Origin of the sequence: Pseudomonas sp. Pseusp11 (genome assembly GCF_047304405.1) — a bacterium.
Classification (GTDB): domain Bacteria; phylum Pseudomonadota; class Gammaproteobacteria; order Pseudomonadales; family Pseudomonadaceae; genus Aquipseudomonas.
Map to the genome: position 1 here is coordinate 79,539 of NZ_JBGLZF010000006.1, position 18,693 is coordinate 98,231.

Consider the following 18,693-nt stretch of genomic DNA (forward strand, 5'->3'; position numbering starts at 1 on the left):
CTCGTTTATTTAACGAGCCGTTTTAACCAAGGCAGGCGCAACACCGTCTAATCTGAATAGAACACGACCACAAACACGCCTCCAGCCTCTTGATACAGGGGAAACGGGATGATCGGCAAAACAGCACGCCAATGCTCGTCATGGATCCTCCCTTCCCTGCTCGCCATCAACCTGGCCCTGACCGCGGGCTGTGCGGGCAAAACTTCCACGGCCCGCTACTCGGCCTCAAGTACAGACTCAAGCGCAGGCTCAAGTTGCTATGCAAAAGCGCTACCCACCGCTGGCGAGGGCGGCCTGGCCTGGGGCTCGACCCTGGACATGGCTCGCCAAAAGTCCATGGATAATTGCATACGCTATGCCGGCCAATCCGGTGGCACGCCGACGACCTGTCATGTGGTGATGGCGGAGTGCAAAAACTGATAGGAGCGGCAATTAGTACCGATACGTTGCCTGCACTGAAATTCCATTCGCACTGTTTTTGTAATGGGCACTGTATTCCGGTTGAAGACCGGAGTCGTTCGAGTGTTTTACGGAGGCTTTTGAATCCCAGAGATAACCATAGGCAAAGTCGATCGTCAGATCGGGATTCGGCAAATAAGCGCCGCCCAGGGTCACCGCCTGGCGATTGCCGACCGGAACGCGCACGCTGCGATCGGCATTTCCAACAGGCGCCGGGTCATAGGCATAGCCTGCGCGTATCAGCCATTGCGGGTTCAATTGATAGGAGGCGCCAACCGCGGTGGACCATGTGTCGTGCCAGTTCATTTGTTCGGCCACATTCCCCAGGCCGGCAGCCTGGCCCATGGCGGAAACACCACTGTTGATTGCCTCGACCTTCTGGATCCGGCTCCAACGCGTCCAGGTGGTCCCCAGGTATCCGGTCCAGCGACTATTGAAATGATGGGTGATGGACGTATCCACTTTTTCGGGCATCGTCAGATCTATCCGGGTGTCATAGTTTCCGTCCAGCGGGATAACGCTCGGGGAGCCGGAAACCTCGGTATGCCCTTTGAGGTGATAGCTCACTTTCGAGTGATAAGTAATCCCCCAACGGGTTGCCTCACTGAAGTCAACCAAGAGGCCGACGTTGTAGCCAACTGCCGTGTCATCGCCTTTGATGGTGACCAGAGTGTCCTGGCCGTTGTTCAGGGCGCCGGTTGCCATGTAATTCTGAAGCTTTGCATCGAAATGGTTCAGGGTCGGTCCGCCACCAATGGACACGTAATCATTGATCCGATAGGCCAGTGTGGGCTGCAGGGTTATCTCCTTGGTCGTGCTGTAGGAACCATGGTAACGACCCTGAAAAGTGCTCTCGTAGTCATTGATCAGGCCACTCGGCGCATACAGGCCCAAGCCAGCCGAAAAACGATCATCAAGTGGTGTCGACAGATAGGCGAAGGGCACAACCCCCAAAGGAACCGAATCCCCCTTGTTCGTTCCTGTGGCACTGCTCTGTGCATCACTGATGTCGTCGCTCACCGAGACGATTGCGGCCCCGCCGGAAATCTCACTGCGCCGCAACTTGGTCAGGCCTGCGGGGTTTCCGTAAATGGTGCTGGCGTCCAGCGCCGATGACGACCGTCCCGCATAAGCAGTTCCCGCACTGCTCGCACTTTGTTCGTTGAGACCAATGCCATTGGCGCCGGCAATGGTCGAGGCGCTGAGCAGTGCCATGGCGCTGGCGAACTTAATCCAGACAGCACGCTTTCGCTGAACAGAAAGACACGGAATCACACGGCTATTCAGTTTCATTTTCCACCTCTGTTTATTGTTTTTGTTGATTGCACGCAGGCAAGGCTTCGCCTTCCTGTGAACTTTTCAGCACCGGTTGGAGTTGAATCGAAGTTGTGTAAAAGACCCTGGCGGAACAGCGCCAGGGCATGGCTGCTGGACTGACAGATGCGAATCAGAGACTCAATCAAGCCACTCGATCTGGAAGCTGTAGTGTCCCAGGAGCGGCGCCAGGATTTCCTGGCCGGCTCCGGCCCGGATGCAGGCGACAGGCCCACGACGAGTGTCCTGCACGACCTCGACAGCAATATCCGAAAGCCCCAGGCGCCCCGCTTCCTGCTGGACGACTCTGGCAATCTCCCGCTGCTGCAAAGCGGGTTTGAATATCTTGCCCACGGCCGTCAGTGGCAATGCTTCGAGGATTTCAATGCGCTTGGGAACGGCGGCCCGCTCACTGATGTGGAGATGGGCGAACGCCTCCAGCTCTTCGGCCTTGCAAACTTGCCCGGGGCGCAATTGAACGTAGGCCACCGGCACCTCCCCCGAGTAGACGTCGGGGCTGCCGATTGCAGCGGCCAGGGCGACGGCGGGATGCGCCTGCAGAACCTCTTCGATTTGCTTCGGATCGATGTTGTGGCCGCCGCGGATGATCAACTCCTTCTTGCGCCCGGTCAGCCAGAAGTAACCCTGCGCATCCTGGCGACCCAAATCACCCGTATTCAGCCAGCGCTGACCGTCGATATCGATCCAGAGGCCCTGGTTATGACGCTCCTCCAGATAGCCATCGAAGAGGTTCGGACCACTGATCGTGATGAGCCCGATTTCATCCACGTTGGCATCGCGCAGGTATTCACCCGCGTCATTGAGCACGACCGCGCGCATATTCTGGTAGACGATCCGTATCCCGATGGAGCCGATGCGGCGCTCGCCATGGGGCGGATTGATTGAGGAGACGCAGGCGCCCTCGGTAAGACCGTAACCTTCAAGGATCTTTAACCCGGTCCGGCGCTCGAACTCTCGCAGAAGCTCAGCCGGCATGGGCGCGGCACCACACATTGCATAGCGAAGACTGGACAGGTCGCGACCCTGCCATTCATTTTGCAGAAGTGCGGCATAGACCGTTGGCACGCCGGAAAAGAAGTTGATACCGAAGTGCTCGACCATCTCCCAGAATCGCGGGATCACCCCCTCGCCACGATACCCTTGAGGCGTCCCGAGGATCACATGGTCGCCTTGGGTCCAAGGCATTAGTCCCGTCACCATTTGTCCATTGACATGAAACAGCGGCAGGCCACAAAAGATAACCTGGCCACTCGTGCGAGGTTGCATGTGAGCGGCCATGGCCCATGCATTGAATACTTCCGAGCCATGGGTTCGCGCAGCGATCTTGGGGAGCCCGGTGGTACCACCCGTACAGATGTAGGAAGAGCACTCATCCTGGCGGATTTGTCGACCGCTAATCAGGTGTGTGTGCGGCTGAGTATTCATCAACGATAGCCAATCGTGGATCGCGATACCGCTGTGTAAGTCTCGCTCCTTCAGTGCCATGGCTTGCAGGATCCCGCGCACCGGTTCGGCGACATAGGGCTCCATGCTGACCCAAACGACAGACCTGACCGCGAGCAACTGATCCAGCTGCGAAGCCAGTTTTGGCCACAGATCGCTACCCGGAGTCGGTGCGAGCGTCACCACCACGGAGGCCTTCGCGGCATTCAGTAAGCCGGCCATCTGCTTGGCCTCGAGCAGAGGATTGATCGCCATGACGATGCCAGCCGCCTCCCCGCCCCATATGGTGAAATGGGTTTCCGGCAGGTTGGGCAGGATGAAGGCAAGCACCTCACCCGGTTTGATGCCCAGGTCATGGAAGGCATTCGCCGCGCGGGTGATATCCGCGAAGAGCTGGGAGTAGTTCCACTCGCAGGTGCGCTTGAAATCGGCGGCATTGGCGAAGAAGCTCAGCGCCGGCGCCCGGGGGGTGCACTTGGCGGCCTGCCGCAGCGCTTCATAAGTGCTGGATGCCAGGCCACGCTCCGAGAAGGGGACTCGTTCGAGACTTTCGATGTCACTCAGGGTCTGCACCGTCATCAGGCTTCCTCCACGACACGGTTACGTTGCACGCCGAGGTCGATCACACCATCAGCGCTGCGAATGCGCGCCTCGACCACGTCACCTGGCTTGAGATACTGCGTCCGGCTTTCCTGCGCCTTGAGGAACAGCTTCCACTTGGCAGCTTCTGGCATCAGGGCCGCAATGCGCTGTTTGGCAGGCGAAGGAACGGTCAGCGCACAGCCGGCGGGCGTACCGGTGGCGATCAGGTCTCCAACGGCAAGATCTTGCACGGCGGAGAGTTCGGTAAGGGTTTCGGCCGGGCCGTAAACCAGGTTGGCCGTGCTGTCGTTCTGGCGCACCTGGTCGTTGACCGTCAGGCGCAACTGCAATGCCTTGAGGTAAGGCATGCTCTTGGCATCCAGAAGGCAGAGATACGGGCCGACCGGGCCAAATGTGCGGAAGCTCTTGCCCTTGTAGAACTGCATCTGAGGAATCTGAATGTCACGAGCCGAGTAGTCATTGACGATGACGACGCCTGCGATGAACTCATGCAGATTGGCGTCGGTAACAGCCACCGCGCCGGTGATCGCGCGTTTCATCACCAGCCCCAGTTCGATCTCGTAATCAAGGAAGCGCACGGTGCGCGGCTTGATCAGGTCGCTGTCCGCTGCCACCAGACAACTGGTCGCCTTGGTGAAGATCATGTTGAATTTCTTCGCATCCGGGTCCATGCCCGACTCGATCATGTGCTGACGGTAATTGGCGCCCTGGCAGACGAACTGCTGGTTACGGGTGATCGGCGACAGCAGTTTCACTTCGCCCTCCGCAAGCTCCGTACCTTTTATTTGAGCGAGGTCGTCGAGGCTGTTCTGGCGAATGAAATCACCGGTGGTTTCAAAAACACCGGGGACAACCGTGATACGGCCCTGGCGTAGCACGCCCCAGTGGATACCGTTCTGAAATTCAAAGTGGACTACGTGTACAGCAGACATTGAAGGTACTCCTGGAGCAGCGTTTGTCCCGCCCGCGGCGGCGCGAGATCTGTGGTGTTGTTCTGTGGAAAGGCTGGCAGCCCTACCCGAACATCCGCATGAGTGTTACCAGCTTGCGAAGGGTCAGGTCGGGGCTGCGTCGCAGGTTCCGGATCAGCGCACGCAGCTTGCTCAAACTCATCCTGGGTTTTGTAAAGCTCTTGGGCATGCGCTGCCCCCACTGCGCCATTGCCTCGGGGCTTACGGGATGAATACCCGTAGGCTGTGCGGCCGTGAACACATCCCCGTCGCAGTAATGCTCGTGCTTATCGCCCCAAGGGTCTTGCCAGTAATCGAAGATCTGACTGCCCAGAATGTGCCGGCCAATGCCCCATGAGTGCTCCCAACCGCGCTCGCGCAGGACGCGCTGCCCCATTCCCACCGCATCGGCATCGACAACCTCATAGGCGCTATGGCTATAGGTGGCCATGAACCCTTGCGCTATCGCGAGCGTATGGTGAGCGGCGGGAACTTCACCGAGGTCAAGGCGCATGAAAGTGACGATAGGTGTGCCATCGGGGAGCACCTGCACATCGCTGGGAATGAACCCGAAATGCTTGGTGTACCAGGCACAGGTCGCCTGGTAGTCGGCCACTTCGATGACGATGTGACCGAGTCTGAGTACTTCAGGGGGAGCGATCGGCGGACGCTGCGTGGCGTTGATTCGCGGTTGCTCGTGCGCCAGATTCCAGGCAAGAGGCGCTCTGTGTACCAGCGTTTTACCTGGAATCTGCTCACAAACAGCTTCCACGATGAAACCGGAAGGATCGGTCAGCCTGACGTAATACCCGCCACCAGGATGTTCCGATTTTTCTATCGGTGAGGCGCCTGGGATGCGCGTCAGTTTTTGCAGATCCTTAAGCGACTCGACGGCCAGTGCGAACCCGACAAAACGTGCCTGTTCTGCACGATGGACTCGGTAGCAGTACGCAGTGGGGTCGGTGGCGCGCAGATAAAGTGTATCGGCGTCCTGCTGACTGACTGTCAGGCCGAAGTCCGACAGGAACCGCGCCGCCTCGTTCAAGTCCGGCCTTTGAAAGATCAGGTGAGTCAGCCCCTGGGCCTTCACCGTCGGCTGCGGATGCCGGGCGGGTTGTTGCGTTGCCAACCGGTGCAATTGGTTTTTGTTGTTCATTGTTCTTGTTTTCCGGGTTTTTAGGGTAAAGCCGTCCCCGCGCCCCTGAAAATCCAGAGGCGTTTAGTTGAATCGGCTTACGAACTAGTCGAGAGAAGGAAGTGTTGGCAGCTCTGTAGTCGCCAGCGCACGGGCCTCCTCTGGTGCCACACCCAATGCCCGCAGCACCAGCTCGGCCGTGTCAGAGCCCGATTCGCGCCACGTTCTATGCCCTTCCAGCACCAGGAAAATCGAGCCCAGCACACTGCTCGATATCAGCGTCAAGACAGAGAGCAATTGCTCCTGCGCAAACGTGTACCGCCCACTGGCAAGTCCACTCAGAAGATCGGTCGTCGCCTGGCTGCTGAACATTTCGCGCAACGAAGCATTGCTCATGGCGAACTTATGGATGAACGCCCCCCAATGGGAGTCCTCATGAGCGCGACGAATGAAGAGTCGAATGCCATTGGCAAGACGCTGAGCCGGATCGGTGAGAGCGTCGAAGCTCTTGTTGACGCGCTCATGCATCTCCCTGGCGAGATGGCTGGCAACTGCCTCGAACAGGTTTTCCATGCTGTCGATGTTGCTGTAGATCGTTCCGCGCGCTACTCCTGCCTCTTGTGCGAGGTCAAGGATGTTCACCTGGGAGGTACCTCTTTCAGCGAACAGACGGAAAGCGGCTTGATGAATGCGGCGCTGTGTCGGATTCAGGGATTCCACGTTCTCTCTCCAAAATTACCTTATGGCCCAATTGAACACTCGTGTTCAGTCGCAGTCAACAAGGTTTTTTGAATCAAGAACGAAACCATCCAAAAAAACCGTTCTATGCCGCATAAAAACGGATTTCTCGAATGTTTTTTCAAGGTCCACGAAAAGATTTGGAGTTCTATTCACCAACAAAAATGAACATTAATGTTCAGCGGAAGGCCTGGCGAATCGAGAATGACATCAGGGGCTAAGGTAGCGGCTTACCGGCGATTTTCTTGGCTCTGGCCGGCGTTACGCCCAGCGCCTTGAGAATCATCTCGGCGACCAGCAGATCGTGCTCTGCCGCCGCACGCCCCTCGACAACCGAGCGCATGGCACCGGTTGTGCACGATACGACCATGTCCAGGGCGACCCCTTCGTCCTCGTAAGCGAAAGTGCCCGCGCGCAGACCGTCACGCAGGTCGCCCAGCACATGGTCAGCCAGGCGCGAACGCATGGCCTGATCGGAATGGATGATGCGCAGCAGTGCGTTAGCCCATTGATGGTCGTAGGCAGCCCGACGGACGAACATGCGCACGCCGATCGAAAGCCGCTGTGCGCCGCAATGCACGTCCGAGCTCAAGGCGGAAATGGCATCGGAGAACTCGGACGCCATGGCGATGCCAACCGCCTCGAGCACTTCGTCGCGCGTTCGAAAATAGTTGTAGATGGTGCCGTTGGATACCGCAGCCTCCGCGGCGACCTCGAGCAGTGCAATCTCCCCCACCTCCTTGCGCGCAACAAGACGCAATGCCGCGTCCACCAGGCCGCGACGGGTGCGTTCACGCTTCTTGTGACCTCGAGTGAGAGGTTCTTGCGCTGTTTCTTCTGAAGGAAAAGTGGGGGATGGCATCTTCACGCTCTTAATCGAGGGGGCTCGTTGATGGTAATGGAAACGCTATCGGCAGTGGAATCGACGCTGGCCATCAGGATCTGGCACTCTCGAACCAGACTGTCTGCCTCTGTGCCGGGAGCGTGGTGCATGATGATACGGTCGGGGCGAATCGCAACGAGCGTGCCTTTGCCGGCCAGCGGCAGGATCTCATGGTTCAGGTCTTCGATGAAGTCGCAACCGCTGTCGGAGCGCTGACCGCAGGGGCCGATCTGCAAGAAGTGACCGCCCATCTTTATCCAGGAAAAGACTTGAGCAGTGCTCAGCAGTGATAACGGGTCAACACCGAACCCGACCAGGGTCAGGTTGTGTCCGAGCGCATCATCGCTCAGCTGGATCCGCTGTTGCGTATTGCGCACCCAGGCCTGGGGAAACAGACTGCCACGAACCAGTTTGTCGCCACGACGATGCTGCATGAACAGACCGTTTTTGAAGATATTCTTCGGCTTGATGTCCAACTGTTCGAAGTATTTTCTGGACGCGGGCGTCAACGCCAGCGTGCGCATCATGCCGTGGATGAAGAAAGCGGCGACCTTGTTTCTCGGCATCACCAGGCGGCCCATGAGTTTCGCCAGATTGATCATCGCCTGGGCATGGGGCCGGCGCTCCACGTCATAGGTATCGAGTATTGAAGGCGCGGCTTGCCCGTGAAGGACCCAAGCCAGTTTCCAGGCTAGGTTGGCGCCATCTCGAAGTCCGGCGACGAGACCTTGCCCGACAAAGGGCGGGGTGATGTGGGCCGCATCCCCTGCAAGGAAGACTCGCCCCTTGCTGAATCGGTTGCAGCAGCGCGCGTGGAATCGATACACCGCCTTGCGCTCGATTTCCAGCTCCTGCGGATTGATCCATGGCGCAATCAGCCGGGCGATGCTTTCCGGGCTTTCCAGCTCTTCCCGGGATTCGCCGGGGTGCAGCATGAACTCCCAACGTTCCCTTCCGCCAGGAGCTGGCATGTGCGGCGTTGGGCGTCGTGGATCACAGATAAATTCAACGTGATCGATCGCTGATTGATGCCGGTTCCTGGTATCGACAATCAGCCAATCCTCTGCATAGGTTTGTCCTTCGAATTCCTGGCCAATCAAGGCCCTGACCCTGGAACTTGCACCATCGGCACCTATCACGTATCGGGCGCGAACGGAATGCACATGGCCATCCTGATCCCGTACGGAGGCCACGACACCCTCCGACTCCTCGACCAGATTCTCAAGCTCGAATCCGCCCAGGCTGGTCACTGTCTTCAGTCGGGAGACCTGGTTGCGCATCGCATGTTCAAGATCGGGTTGATAGAACGTCACCAGTTTGGGATGACCGTCGATGCACCCCGCGGTATTGGCCCGACTGAATTGCCCGAGGACCGGGGAATGCATCTTCACTTCAGGGATAACGATCTTCTCGAACGCGTCTTCCGACAATCCGGCCAGTTGCAGGATGCGAAGCGCCTCGTTGTCCAGGGCAATGGCGCGGGGCATCAGCAGGACCTCATGGGACTTGTCCAATACCAGCGTTTTTACACCATAGCGGCCGAGCAACGCCGCGATGGTCGCCCCTACCGGACCGTTACCGACGACCAGCACATCGACAGCGGTGGAAGGCAATTCGGAACCTTTCTTGTTGTTGTTCATCTCGAGCCCTTGTTGTGATTGAAGTCGTAAGACGCGCAGGTCTCATCGTCAGGCAAGGTGAAGGTATGTAAAATTGAAACATATTTCAATATTGAAATTACTGTCATTAATTTTTCAGAGCCAGTTTCCGACCGGTGAAGCTTGGCTTCTGAGCCAATCAGCGTTGTTATTGGAGTGACCACGTGCCATGCCTCACGGCGCATCACTTTGTTTCAGTCTTCAGGAATCCAACGTGGCACGTCCGCAGCCCCATCCGAACCCGGTCCAGCTCAGCTTCGTCGAGTTCGAACTCGACGAAGCCAACGCCTGCTTGTCACGTAATGGAGAAGCCGTGGCGTTGGCGCCAACGCCCTTCATGCTGCTTTGCGCGCTTGCACGCCAACCGGGATCGCTGGTGACCAAGGATGCTTTGCTGGATGAAGTGTGGGGGCATCGGTTTGTCAGCGATTCGGTGCTGAAGACGGCCATCAGCGATCTGCGCAAGGTGCTGGGCGACGACCCCAGGCAGCCCCGCTTCATCGAGACGGTGTCGCGGCGCGGCTATCGGTTCATCGCCGGGCCATCCCCTGCCCCTTCGATACCGTCTGCATCCACGACGACGCCGGTGGTCGGCGCGTATCCGTCGACACCATTCATTGGTCGCACCGACAAACTCTCAAGACTGCAACGGGCATGGGAGCGGGCTTGCGGTGGGCAGCGTGCGGTGGTTTGGCTGGCCGGAGAACCGGGGATTGGCAAGACCACGTTGATCGAGCATTTCCTCGCGAGCCTTGGCGGCATCGCCTGTGCCCGCGGCCACTGCGTGGAGCATTACGGCACCGGCGAACCGTACCTGCCGGTGCTGGAGGCGTTGGCCGATCTGTGCCGCAGCGACCCTGCCCTGCCGGCACTGCTGCGCACCGTGGCGCCGACCTGGCTGCTGCAACTGCCGTGGCTGAGCACAGCGCAAGAGCGAGACGCGTTGCGGCGCGAGCTTGCCGGCATCGGCCCGGATCGCATGCTGCGGGAAATGGGCGAACTGTTGGACCGCTACACAGAGCAGCGACCGCTGTTGCTGGTGACTGAAGACCTGCACTGGAGCGATCGGGCCACGGTCCAGCTCATCGACTATGTGGCGCGGCGACGTGGCCGCGCGCGGCTTATGTGGCTGTCGAGCTTCCGTGTCGCCGAGGTGGTAGCGCTCGAACATCCGCTTAACTCATTGCGCCACGAACTGCGCCAACAACGTCTGTGCGAGGAAGTGGTGCTCGATCCGTTCTCGGAAACCGAAGTCGCTGACTATGTCGCGCTACGTTCGACGTCGCTGGCGCGCGATGAATCCTTCGTGCGTGCCCTGCACGAGCGCACCGACGGTGTACCGCTGTTCGTGTCGTCAGTCATCAGTGAAGTGATGGACCCTGCGGACGACGACGCCACCATCGAAGCCCGGCTGGCGGGAATGGCGGTTCCCGAAAACCTCGCGGCCATCATTGATCACTACATCACCAGGCTCGGGCACGAGCAGCGTGCGCTGCTCTCGGCGGCAGCAGTCTGCGGCGTCGAATTTCGGGTCGAGACGGTTTCGCTGGCCCTCGAGCGCGATATCGCTTGCGTGGTCGACACCTGCGAGGAACTGGTGCGTGAGCAGATGTGGCTCACGCGGTCGCGGGTCGCCGAACCTGATGAAATGGCGGAGCTGCCCTACTCGTTCCGCCATGCCCTCTTCCGCCAGGTACTGTACGACCGCACGCCGCGCTCGTTGCGCACCCACCTTCATCACCAGGTTGGCGCTGCGCTCGAACACGAACGCATGGCCGGCGTGCCGGTGGCGGCCTCGGAACTGGCGACACACTTCGACCGGGCTCGGCAGCCGATGATCGCGCTGCGTTATTACGCCGAAGCCGCGGAAGCCGCACTGCTGCACTTCAGCCCGGCCTTATGCATCGGTCTCACCGAGCGCGCGCTGGTCCTGCTGCGGCAAGCACCGGAAGGGATCGAGCGCGATACGCTCGAAATTACCCTGGCGACGCTGCAGGGCGTATCGGCGTTCCATACGCTTGGTGTCGGCAACGAAGCCAGGAACGCATTCGAACGCGCGTACACGCGGCTAGCGGAGCTACCCGAACATCCGATGCGCGGGCGCCTGCTGCACGGCTTCGGCTATCTGCTCGGGCTGCGCGGCGACTATGCGCAGGCGCTGGCGGTAGCAGAACGCGCCGAAACCCTCTCGTGCGAGGCGAATGATCCAACGCTCATGCTGGTGGCATGCATCGTACAGGGCGAGGTGCATCATCTTCAGGGGCGCACGCAAGCGACCCGCCATTGGCTGGAGCGCGCGCTCGCAATCGCCGAGCCGCTGGACATCGGGGCAAACGAAATCTTTGCGGCTGATCCTCAGGTCATGCTGCACGGTATGTTGGCCATAGAACTCGTGCGTTCCGGTCTTGTTGTGCAAGGCCGGGATCACATGCAGCGGGCGCGGACCCGCGCGCAGGCGCTTCGCCAGCCCATGACCTGGCTGGTCGCCACCTGGCAAGAGGTGTTGATCGAGGTGCGGATGGGCAACCCTGTGCGGGTGGCAGCGCTGGCTGACGACATGCAGGCGCTGGTCGACGAGTATTCGCTGGCACTGGGGCGCACGGCTTGTCGCTGGTGGCGCGGCTGGGCCGAGGCGCGCAATGGCGCACCACGTGACGGCTACCGCAGCATCCGCGAAGCCTACGACGAACACACCGGACTCGGCATGCGCTCCGGTGCCAGCGAAGTGCTCGGCTACGCCGCCGAGGCGCTGCTGCTGGCGGGTGATTTAAACGCTGCGCAAGTCGAGCTACAGGAAGCACTGCGAGTGGGGGAAGAACTGGGCGAGCGCGTGTACCTGCCGCAACTGTTGCTGCTGGAAGCAGCGATTGCGCGGATGCAGGGCCGGCTCGATGCCGGCAATACCGCAGCGCGGCGGGCAATTGAGGAGTCGCGCGCCCAGGCGGCACCGTGGCTGGAGTTGCTCGCGCTGGTCGAGTTGTGCGAGCACCACGACGCGGCTACCGAGGACCGCCAGGCCCTGGCGGCGCTGGTTGAGCAATTGCCCGAAACCGATGGAACCGAGCTGGTGAAACGTGCGCGCTCGCTGCTTCAGGCTGCAAAGCCCGTGAATTAAAGACGCAAAACCTGTGGGAGCGAGCGTGTGTGGCGAGGGGGCTTGCCCCCGTTGGGGCGCGAAGCGCACCCGAATCCAGTCACCGCGATTTTGAGTTAGAAAGCGGCGACCGGTTTTACGACTGCTTCGCAGTCGAACGGGGGCAAGCCCCCTCGCCACAGAGGCAGGCTCCCACAAGGGCTGCAGTGTTCCCGACCGAAGTACGACCTTTCGCTTACGACTCGACCAGGGGGACGGCCTACGCTGTCGTCGAACTTTCTGATCCCCTGGTCTGCAATGAGCCTGAACCCTGAATCCAAGTACCCGAACCGCCGCTCGTATGTCGTGAAGCTGCGTAGCGACGCCACGCCCGGGGCGCTCGCGGGCCGCCTCGAAAACCTGGTCACCGGGCGTCAAAGCGAGTTTTCGTCCGCCGAAGCGTTGCTGGAGTCGATTGACTCCGACCTCGCGTCAGCGACCGGCGAGCACGCGGCAGATGCCGACAGCGAGTGACACCTCCAACCTGAATCAACACTCGATATGGCGACCGAACGGCGACGCTTCGCTGACGACTTCGCACACACCGGGCCCTACGCTGATGCCACCTCGAATCTACACGAGTCCAATCCGATGCCGCGACTTCCAACCTCCCATCCGCTGACCCGCTACGCCGGGCTGACGCCCCTGCAATATGCCGAACGCCTGCTCGGCGTCGTCGTGGGTGCGGCGCTCGCCGCGTCTATCGCCCTGGTCTTAACCGGTTGCTCTACGGAGACCGCCAAACCGTCGGTGCCCCTGGCGGCCAAGTTCGCTGCAAGCACAGCCTCCGAGATGGAACCCGAAGCCGCGTGGTGGGAAACGTTCAACGACCCGGTGTTGACCGATCTGGTGCGCCGCGCAATGCACGAGAACCGTGATATCAAGATTGCGGCCGAGCGCGTGCGCACCGCTCGCGCCGGCGAGACGATCAGTCGCTCCTGGCTCTTTCCGAGCGTCGGAATGTCCGCCTTCGGCTCCGACAGTAGCAGCGGCTACAGCACGGCCAAGAAGCAGGGAGTCCCGGACACCAAGACCGTCGGCGCAGGCCTGGACGTCTCTTGGGAACTCGACCTCAGCGGACGCCTGCGCGCTGGCGCGGCAGCAGCCGAGGCCGAGGCACTGGCCGCGGAGGACGGCGTGCGTGGCGTGCGTCTGTTGGTGATGAGCGACGTTGCCAGTAACTACTTCACACTGGTCGGTGCGCTGCGCCAGGCCGAAACGCTACGCGCGATCGCGACCGCGCAGGACGAGACACTGCGCCTGGTCAATGCCCGCCACCGTGTCGGGCTGGCCACCGCCTTCGACGTCGAGCGCGCACAGACCGATGCCGCTTCGGCGCGCGCGCAGATCCCTGCGCTGGAAACCCAGGCGGCTGTGGCGCGGCACCGCATCGCGGTATTGGTCGGTGACCAGGCCTTTAATGCCGCGAGCATCCAGCCCTCCCCTGGCAACGTGATGGCGCCCGAGGCCCGACAAGGGCAGCCCGCCACCCTGCTACAGCGCCGGCCTGATGTATTGGCGTTGATGGCGCAACTCGATGCCGCCAATGCGCGCCGTCAACAAGCCGCAGCCGAGTGGTTTCCGCGGCTGTTCCTCGGAGCATCCTATGGTCGCCAGGGCCTTGAGATGAACGGTCTGGACCTGGGTGCCGCCCGCTTCACCAACGTGGCCGCCCTGCTCACGATGCCGATCTTCAACGCCGGGCGCACGCGCGCGATCAACGAGGTCGCCGAGAGCGGCCAACGTGAGGCGCTACTGCGCGCCGAGGACGGCATTGTGCGCGCGCTCGAGGACGTGGAGAACGCCCTCGTCACCCAGACCCAGGAGCGTCAGCGTGCCCAATCGTTGCAGTCGGCCACCGAGTCCGCGGAGGCTGCACTGAGCCACGCGCAGTCGCTCTACGATAGAGGGCAAATCGACCTGCTGCCGCTGCTGGACTCACAGCGAGCGCGTCTGGCGGCTCGCCTGAACGCCAACGAAAGCAACACCCGCCTGCTGCTCGACAGCGTGCAGCTCTACAAGGCATTGGGCGGAGGCTGGCAGGTGTTCGAACACCCCGCCACTCCCACCGCAACCATCGAAGCCGACCGGCCACCACTTTCCTAAGAATCTGTCGTTTTCCAAAGAGGAACCGCCTTGAAAACCTCCCTTACTACGGCCGGCGCCCTGGCCGTAGCCGTCATGCTGTCCGCGTGCAGCCCGGAGCAACCCACCGTGCAGGCACCACGACCGGTTCGCACCGCTGAAATCAGCTACGACAATGCCCGCGATATCAGTCGCTATGTCGGCACCGTACAGTCGCGGCACGAAGTCGACCAGGCCTTCCGCGTGGGCGGCAAGGTCGCCCAGCGCAAGGTCGATGTCGGCCAGTTTGTGCGCGAAGGCGACATCCTGGCTGTGCTGGATGACAGCGACTACCGCCTCGCTGAAGACGCGTCGCGACAACAATGGACGGTTGCCGTCGAGCAGACGCACCAGGCCGATTCGGACCGCCAGCGCCTGACCGCGCTGAAGGCTGACGGCTCGGTCAGTGCAGCGGATGACGAGCGCGCGCAGACCAACGCCCAAACCGCGCATGCGACCGCCGAGGCCGAGGCACGAAAGCTCGAACTCGCGCGCAACCGGCTCAAATACACCGTGCTGCGCGCCTCGCGTAGCGGTGTTGTCACGGCTGTACGCTTTGAGGCCGGACAGGTCGTGGCCGAGGGCCAACCGATCGTCTCGGTTGCGAATCCGGATGAGTCCGAGATCGTCATCGATGTGCCCGAGGATCAGCTGTCGGTCTTCAAGGAGGCACGTTTCAAGGCTTCGCTGGCCAGTGCGCCGAACGACGTCTTCGATGTCACCCTGCGTGAACTGTCGCCGCAGGCTGCGGCGCAGACACGCACCTATCGCGCGCGGCTCAAACCGGTGCAGGCGCTGCCACTGGGCGCCACTGCCACGGTAACTGCCGAGCGGATGATGACAAATGTCTCCGTGGCGGCGGTGCCAGCCACGGCACTGACACAAATCGGCGGCCAGCCAGCGCTGTGGGTGGTCACGCCCGAGGGCAAGGGTCCGGCGGGCATCGTCGAACTGGTGCAGGTGGCGGTGTGGGGCTATCGCAATGACGAGGTGCTCGTCTCCGGACCGCAGGCCGGCGCATTGGTCGTCACCGCCGGGGTGCAGAAGATGGCATCCGGGCTGAAAGTCGCGCTTCCCGGCGCGTCGATTGTTGACGCGAACACCACGCAGCAGGCCGCCCGATGAACAACTTCAACCTCACCGACTGGGCGCTGCGTCACCGCGCCATCGTCCTGTTCATGCTCATCCTCGTCGCGGTGGCCGGTGCCTTCAGCTTCACCCGGCTCGGCCAGCTCGAGGATCCGAATTTCTCCGTGCCCTCCATGACCACCATGGTCATCTGGCCGGGCGCTACCGCCCAGCAGATGCAGGACCAGGTCCTCAATCGCATGGAGAAGAAATTCGAGCAGATCGACAACTTCGAAAAGGTGGTCACCTACGCGCGCCAAGGCTACGCGGGCATGACGCTCACCGTGCGCGGCGGCACCTCCAAGGCTGACCAGCGCGAGGCCTGGTACCAGGCGCGTAAAAAACTCAACGACCTGAGCCTCGAGCTGCCTGACGGCGTGATCGGGCCGATCGTAAACGACGAGTACGGCGACGTGTATGGCCTGATGTACGCCGTCAAGGGCGACGGCATCGGTCACGCCGACCTGTCGGACGCGGCCGAAGACGTCAAGCGCCAGATGCTGAAGGTGCCGATGGTCAAGAAGATCGACCTCATCGGCAAACAGGCCAAGCGTGTTTATGTCGAGTTCTCGCACGAGCGCCTGGCAGCGTTGGGCATTACACCGCTGGCCATCGCCGAAAGCCTCAAGAGCCAGAACGCCCTGTTGCCCGCAGGCCAGATCGACACCCGCGGCGACCGCGTCATGGTGCGCGTGAGCGGCCAATTCGCCAGTGAAGAGGCTATCCGCAACGTGCCCATCACTGCGGGCGGTCGACTGATCAAGCTCGGCGACATTGCGACCGTTACCCGTGGCTTCGAAGATCCGCCCACCTACACGGTACGCCACAACGGCCAGCCAGTGCTGATGCTCGGCATCACGATGACCAGCGACGGCAACATCGTGGACCTTGGCAAGGCGATGAATACGGCAGTCGCCAAGATCCAGTCCGAACTTCCACACGGCGTGGAGCTGGAGCTGGTGGCCGACCAGCCCACCACGGTGAAGGACGCCATCCTGGACTTCGGTCATGCGCTGGCCGAGGCGCTGATCATCGTGATCGCGGTGAGCCTGGCCAGCCTGGGCTGGCGCGCCGGCCTCGTGGTCGCGACCACGGTGCCGCTGGTGCTGGGTGGCGTGGCGCTGGTGATGCTGGCGATGGGCTGGAACCTCGAGCGTATCTCGCTCGGCTCGCTGATTATCGCGTTGGGACTGCTGGTGGATGACGCCATCATCGCCATCGAGATGATGGTGGCGAAGTTGGAAACCGGCATGGACCGCGTAAAGGCGGCCGCCTTCTCCTATCAGTCCACCGCCATGCCGCGCCTGACCGGCGCACTCATCACCGTCGTGGGCTTCCTGCCGATCGGCCTCTCGAAGTCCACTACCGGCGAGTACGCAGGTGGCATTTTCTGGATCGTCGGTGCCGCAGTGCTGTTCTCGTGGATCTGCTCCGGCATCTTCACACCGTACTTGGCAGTGAAGATGCTGCCCAACGACTTGGGCAAGCACCAGCATGGTGATCTGTATGACACGAAGTTCTACCGCAGCCTGCGCCGCCTGATCGACGCCGCCATCGAGCACCGCTGGGTGGTCATCGGCGCGACGTTTGGCGCCCTGGTGCTGGCGCTGGCCTGTATCAAGCTAGTGCCGCAGCAATTCTTCCCCAACAGCTCGCGCCCTGAACTGGTGATTGACCTGCGCGTCAAGGAAGGCTCCTCGTTTGCCGCGACGACCGAGCAGGTCAAGCACATGGAAGAGATCCTGGCGAAGGACGAGGACGTGCGTTTCTATACTGCCTACACCGGCGCCGGCGCACCGCGCTTCTATCTCTCGCTCAACCCCGAACTGCCGAATCCCGGGTTTGCCCAGTTCGTTGTGATGACCAAGGACCTGGATGCACGCGAGCGGGTACGTGCGCGGCTGGTGACCTCGGCCGACCAACAATTCCCGCAGGCATGGGTGCGGGTGACCCGGCTCGAGTTGGGGCCGCCTGTCGGCTACCCGGTGCAGTTCCGCGTCGTCGGCCCTGATACCCAAATGGTGCGCCAGATCGCCCGCGACGTGGAGAAGGTGGTGGCGTCCAACCCGAAGGTGCGTGACCTCCAGCTCGACTGGAACGACCCGGTGCGTACGCTGAAAGTGCAGCTTGATCAGGACAAGGCGAGCGCGCTGGGCCTCACGCCGGCCGACGTGTCGCTGGCGACCCAGACCGTGATGAACGGCGCAACCCTGTCGCAGCTGCGTGAACACGAGGACCTGATCGACATCGTGGCCCGCGCCGTGCCTGAGGAACGCTTGAACCTCGACACACTGAAAGACATCAACCTCTACACACGCCAGGGCACGGTGGTGCCACTGTCGCAAGTCGCACAGGTGCACTCTGAGCTGGAAGAACCGGTGCTATGGCGCCGCAACCGCGACATGGCGATCACGGTGCGTGCCGACGTGAAGGATGGCGAGCAAGGTGTATCGGTGACGCAGGAGATCCAGCCGTCGCTCAAGGAGATCGAAGCGAAACTGCCGTCGGGCTACCGCATCGACGTGGGTGGCGCGGTGGAAGAAAGCGACAAGGCCAACAAGGCGCTGCTGGCGGTGGCCCCGCTGATGATGATCAGCATCTTGCTGCTGCTTATGCTGCAACTGCAGAACTTCTCTCGCATGTGGATGGTGGTGCTGACCGCGCCGCTGGGCTTGATCGGTGTGGTGCCGGCGCTGCTGGTGTTCCAGTCGCCGCTGGGCTTCGTCGCGATCCTGGGCATCATCGCACTGGGTGGCATGATCATGCGCAACTCGGTGATCCTGATCGACCAGGTGCAAACCGAGATCGCCGAAGGGCGCGACCCGTGGAATGCCGTGCTGGATGCCGCCATTCACCGGGCCCGTCCGGTGATGCTGACGGCGTTGGCCACCGTGCTTGCAATGATTCCGCTGACGCGCAGTGTGTTCTGGGGACCAATGGCAATTGCGATCATGGGCGGCCTTACCGTGGCGACGCTACTGACGATCTTCTTCGTCCCGGCGTTGTATGCCGCATGGTTCAAGGTGAGTCGCCAGACGGCCGCTGACACCCGGCAGGAACTGGGGGATGCCGCGCTCGCTTCTGAGTGACGAGTGCCCCCGCCC

General features: G+C 61.4%; 13 protein-coding genes. 6 read left to right on the forward strand and 7 right to left on the reverse strand.

Features of this window, described 5'->3' with window-relative positions; translation table 11 throughout:
* Nucleotides 1-108: 108 nt before the first annotated feature.
* On the forward strand, nucleotides 109-420 hold the full coding sequence (locus ACCC96_RS06930; RefSeq protein WP_413695296.1) for a hypothetical protein: 312 nt from the start codon (nucleotides 109-111) through the stop codon (nucleotides 418-420).
* A 12-nt stretch (nucleotides 421-432) separates the two neighbouring features.
* Here ACCC96_RS06930 and ACCC96_RS06935 read toward each other — a convergent pair whose 3' ends face one another.
* The 7 genes from ACCC96_RS06935 to ACCC96_RS06965 form a co-directional block, all read right to left on the reverse strand.
* Entirely contained in the window at nucleotides 433-1,752 is a 1,320-nt protein-coding gene (locus ACCC96_RS06935; RefSeq protein WP_413695297.1) for an outer membrane protein transport protein, read from the reverse strand.
* Between the two features lie 162 nt (nucleotides 1,753-1,914).
* Nucleotides 1,915-3,816 carry an acyl-CoA synthetase gene (locus tag ACCC96_RS06940; protein WP_413695298.1) on the reverse strand — a complete coding sequence of 634 codons (1,902 nt, stop codon included), beginning with the start codon at nucleotides 3,814-3,816 and terminating at the stop codon, nucleotides 1,915-1,917.
* On the reverse strand, nucleotides 3,816-4,772 hold the full coding sequence (locus ACCC96_RS06945) for a fumarylacetoacetate hydrolase family protein (protein WP_413695299.1): 957 nt from the start codon (nucleotides 4,770-4,772) through the stop codon (nucleotides 3,816-3,818). Before ACCC96_RS06945 ends, ACCC96_RS06940 begins: the two co-directional genes overlap by 1 nt.
* 82 nt (nucleotides 4,773-4,854) lie before the next feature.
* Nucleotides 4,855-5,946, reverse strand: a complete 1,092-nt coding sequence (locus ACCC96_RS06950) for a VOC family protein (protein WP_413695300.1) — start codon at nucleotides 5,944-5,946, stop codon at nucleotides 4,855-4,857.
* A gap of 84 nt (nucleotides 5,947-6,030) precedes the next feature.
* On the reverse strand, nucleotides 6,031-6,645 hold the full coding sequence (locus tag ACCC96_RS06955) for a TetR/AcrR family transcriptional regulator (protein WP_019580165.1): 615 nt from the start codon (nucleotides 6,643-6,645) through the stop codon (nucleotides 6,031-6,033).
* 235 nt (nucleotides 6,646-6,880) lie between these two features.
* Nucleotides 6,881-7,525 carry a TetR/AcrR family transcriptional regulator gene (locus tag ACCC96_RS06960; protein WP_413695301.1) on the reverse strand — a complete coding sequence of 215 codons (645 nt, stop codon included), beginning with the start codon at nucleotides 7,523-7,525 and terminating at the stop codon, nucleotides 6,881-6,883.
* 2 nt (nucleotides 7,526-7,527) lie between these two features.
* Nucleotides 7,528-9,186 (reverse strand): bifunctional 3-(3-hydroxy-phenyl)propionate/3-hydroxycinnamic acid hydroxylase, encoded by a 1,659-nt coding sequence (locus tag ACCC96_RS06965; RefSeq protein ID WP_413695302.1) that lies wholly within the window; start codon nucleotides 9,184-9,186, stop codon nucleotides 7,528-7,530.
* A gap of 232 nt (nucleotides 9,187-9,418) precedes the next feature.
* Here ACCC96_RS06965 and ACCC96_RS06970 point away from each other — a divergent pair, with 232 nt between their 5' ends.
* The 5 genes from ACCC96_RS06970 (at nucleotide 9,419) to ACCC96_RS06990 (ending at nucleotide 18,678) form a co-directional block, all read left to right on the forward strand.
* On the forward strand, nucleotides 9,419-12,319 hold the full coding sequence (locus tag ACCC96_RS06970) for an AAA family ATPase (protein WP_413695303.1): 2,901 nt from the start codon (nucleotides 9,419-9,421) through the stop codon (nucleotides 12,317-12,319).
* 276 nt (nucleotides 12,320-12,595) lie between these two features.
* Nucleotides 12,596-12,811, forward strand: coding sequence for a hypothetical protein (locus ACCC96_RS06975; RefSeq protein WP_413695304.1), 216 nt, complete (start codon nucleotides 12,596-12,598; stop codon nucleotides 12,809-12,811).
* A gap of 117 nt (nucleotides 12,812-12,928) precedes the next feature.
* Complete coding sequence (locus ACCC96_RS06980; RefSeq protein WP_413695305.1) at nucleotides 12,929-14,443, forward strand: efflux transporter outer membrane subunit; 1,515 nt, start codon at nucleotides 12,929-12,931, stop codon at nucleotides 14,441-14,443.
* A 30-nt stretch (nucleotides 14,444-14,473) separates the two neighbouring features.
* Nucleotides 14,474-15,586, forward strand: coding sequence for an efflux RND transporter periplasmic adaptor subunit (locus ACCC96_RS06985; protein ID WP_413695306.1), 1,113 nt, complete (start codon nucleotides 14,474-14,476; stop codon nucleotides 15,584-15,586).
* Nucleotides 15,583-18,678, forward strand: coding sequence for an efflux RND transporter permease subunit (locus tag ACCC96_RS06990; protein WP_413695307.1), 3,096 nt, complete (start codon nucleotides 15,583-15,585; stop codon nucleotides 18,676-18,678). The genes ACCC96_RS06985 and ACCC96_RS06990 overlap by 4 nt, the downstream gene beginning before the upstream one ends.
* Nucleotides 18,679-18,693: the final 15 nt, after the last annotated feature.

Coding starts and splice junctions, on each gene's coding strand:
- ACCC96_RS06960 (WP_413695301.1), bottom strand. CDS start 7,525: ATGCCATCCCCCACTTTTCCTTCAGAAGAAACAGCGCAAGAACCTCTC.
- ACCC96_RS06935 (WP_413695297.1), bottom strand. CDS start 1,752: ATGAAACTGAATAGCCGTGTGATTCCGTGTCTTTCTGTTCAGCGAAAG.
- ACCC96_RS06990 (WP_413695307.1), top strand. CDS start 15,583: ATGAACAACTTCAACCTCACCGACTGGGCGCTGCGTCACCGCGCCATC.
- ACCC96_RS06930 (WP_413695296.1), top strand. CDS start 109: ATGATCGGCAAAACAGCACGCCAATGCTCGTCATGGATCCTCCCTTCC.
- ACCC96_RS06940 (WP_413695298.1), bottom strand. CDS start 3,816: ATGACGGTGCAGACCCTGAGTGACATCGAAAGTCTCGAACGAGTCCCC.
- ACCC96_RS06945 (WP_413695299.1), bottom strand. CDS start 4,772: ATGTCTGCTGTACACGTAGTCCACTTTGAATTTCAGAACGGTATCCAC.
- ACCC96_RS06950 (WP_413695300.1), bottom strand. CDS start 5,946: ATGAACAACAAAAACCAATTGCACCGGTTGGCAACGCAACAACCCGCC.
- ACCC96_RS06975 (WP_413695304.1), top strand. CDS start 12,596: ATGAGCCTGAACCCTGAATCCAAGTACCCGAACCGCCGCTCGTATGTC.
- ACCC96_RS06980 (WP_413695305.1), top strand. CDS start 12,929: ATGCCGCGACTTCCAACCTCCCATCCGCTGACCCGCTACGCCGGGCTG.
- ACCC96_RS06965 (WP_413695302.1), bottom strand. CDS start 9,186: ATGAACAACAACAAGAAAGGTTCCGAATTGCCTTCCACCGCTGTCGAT.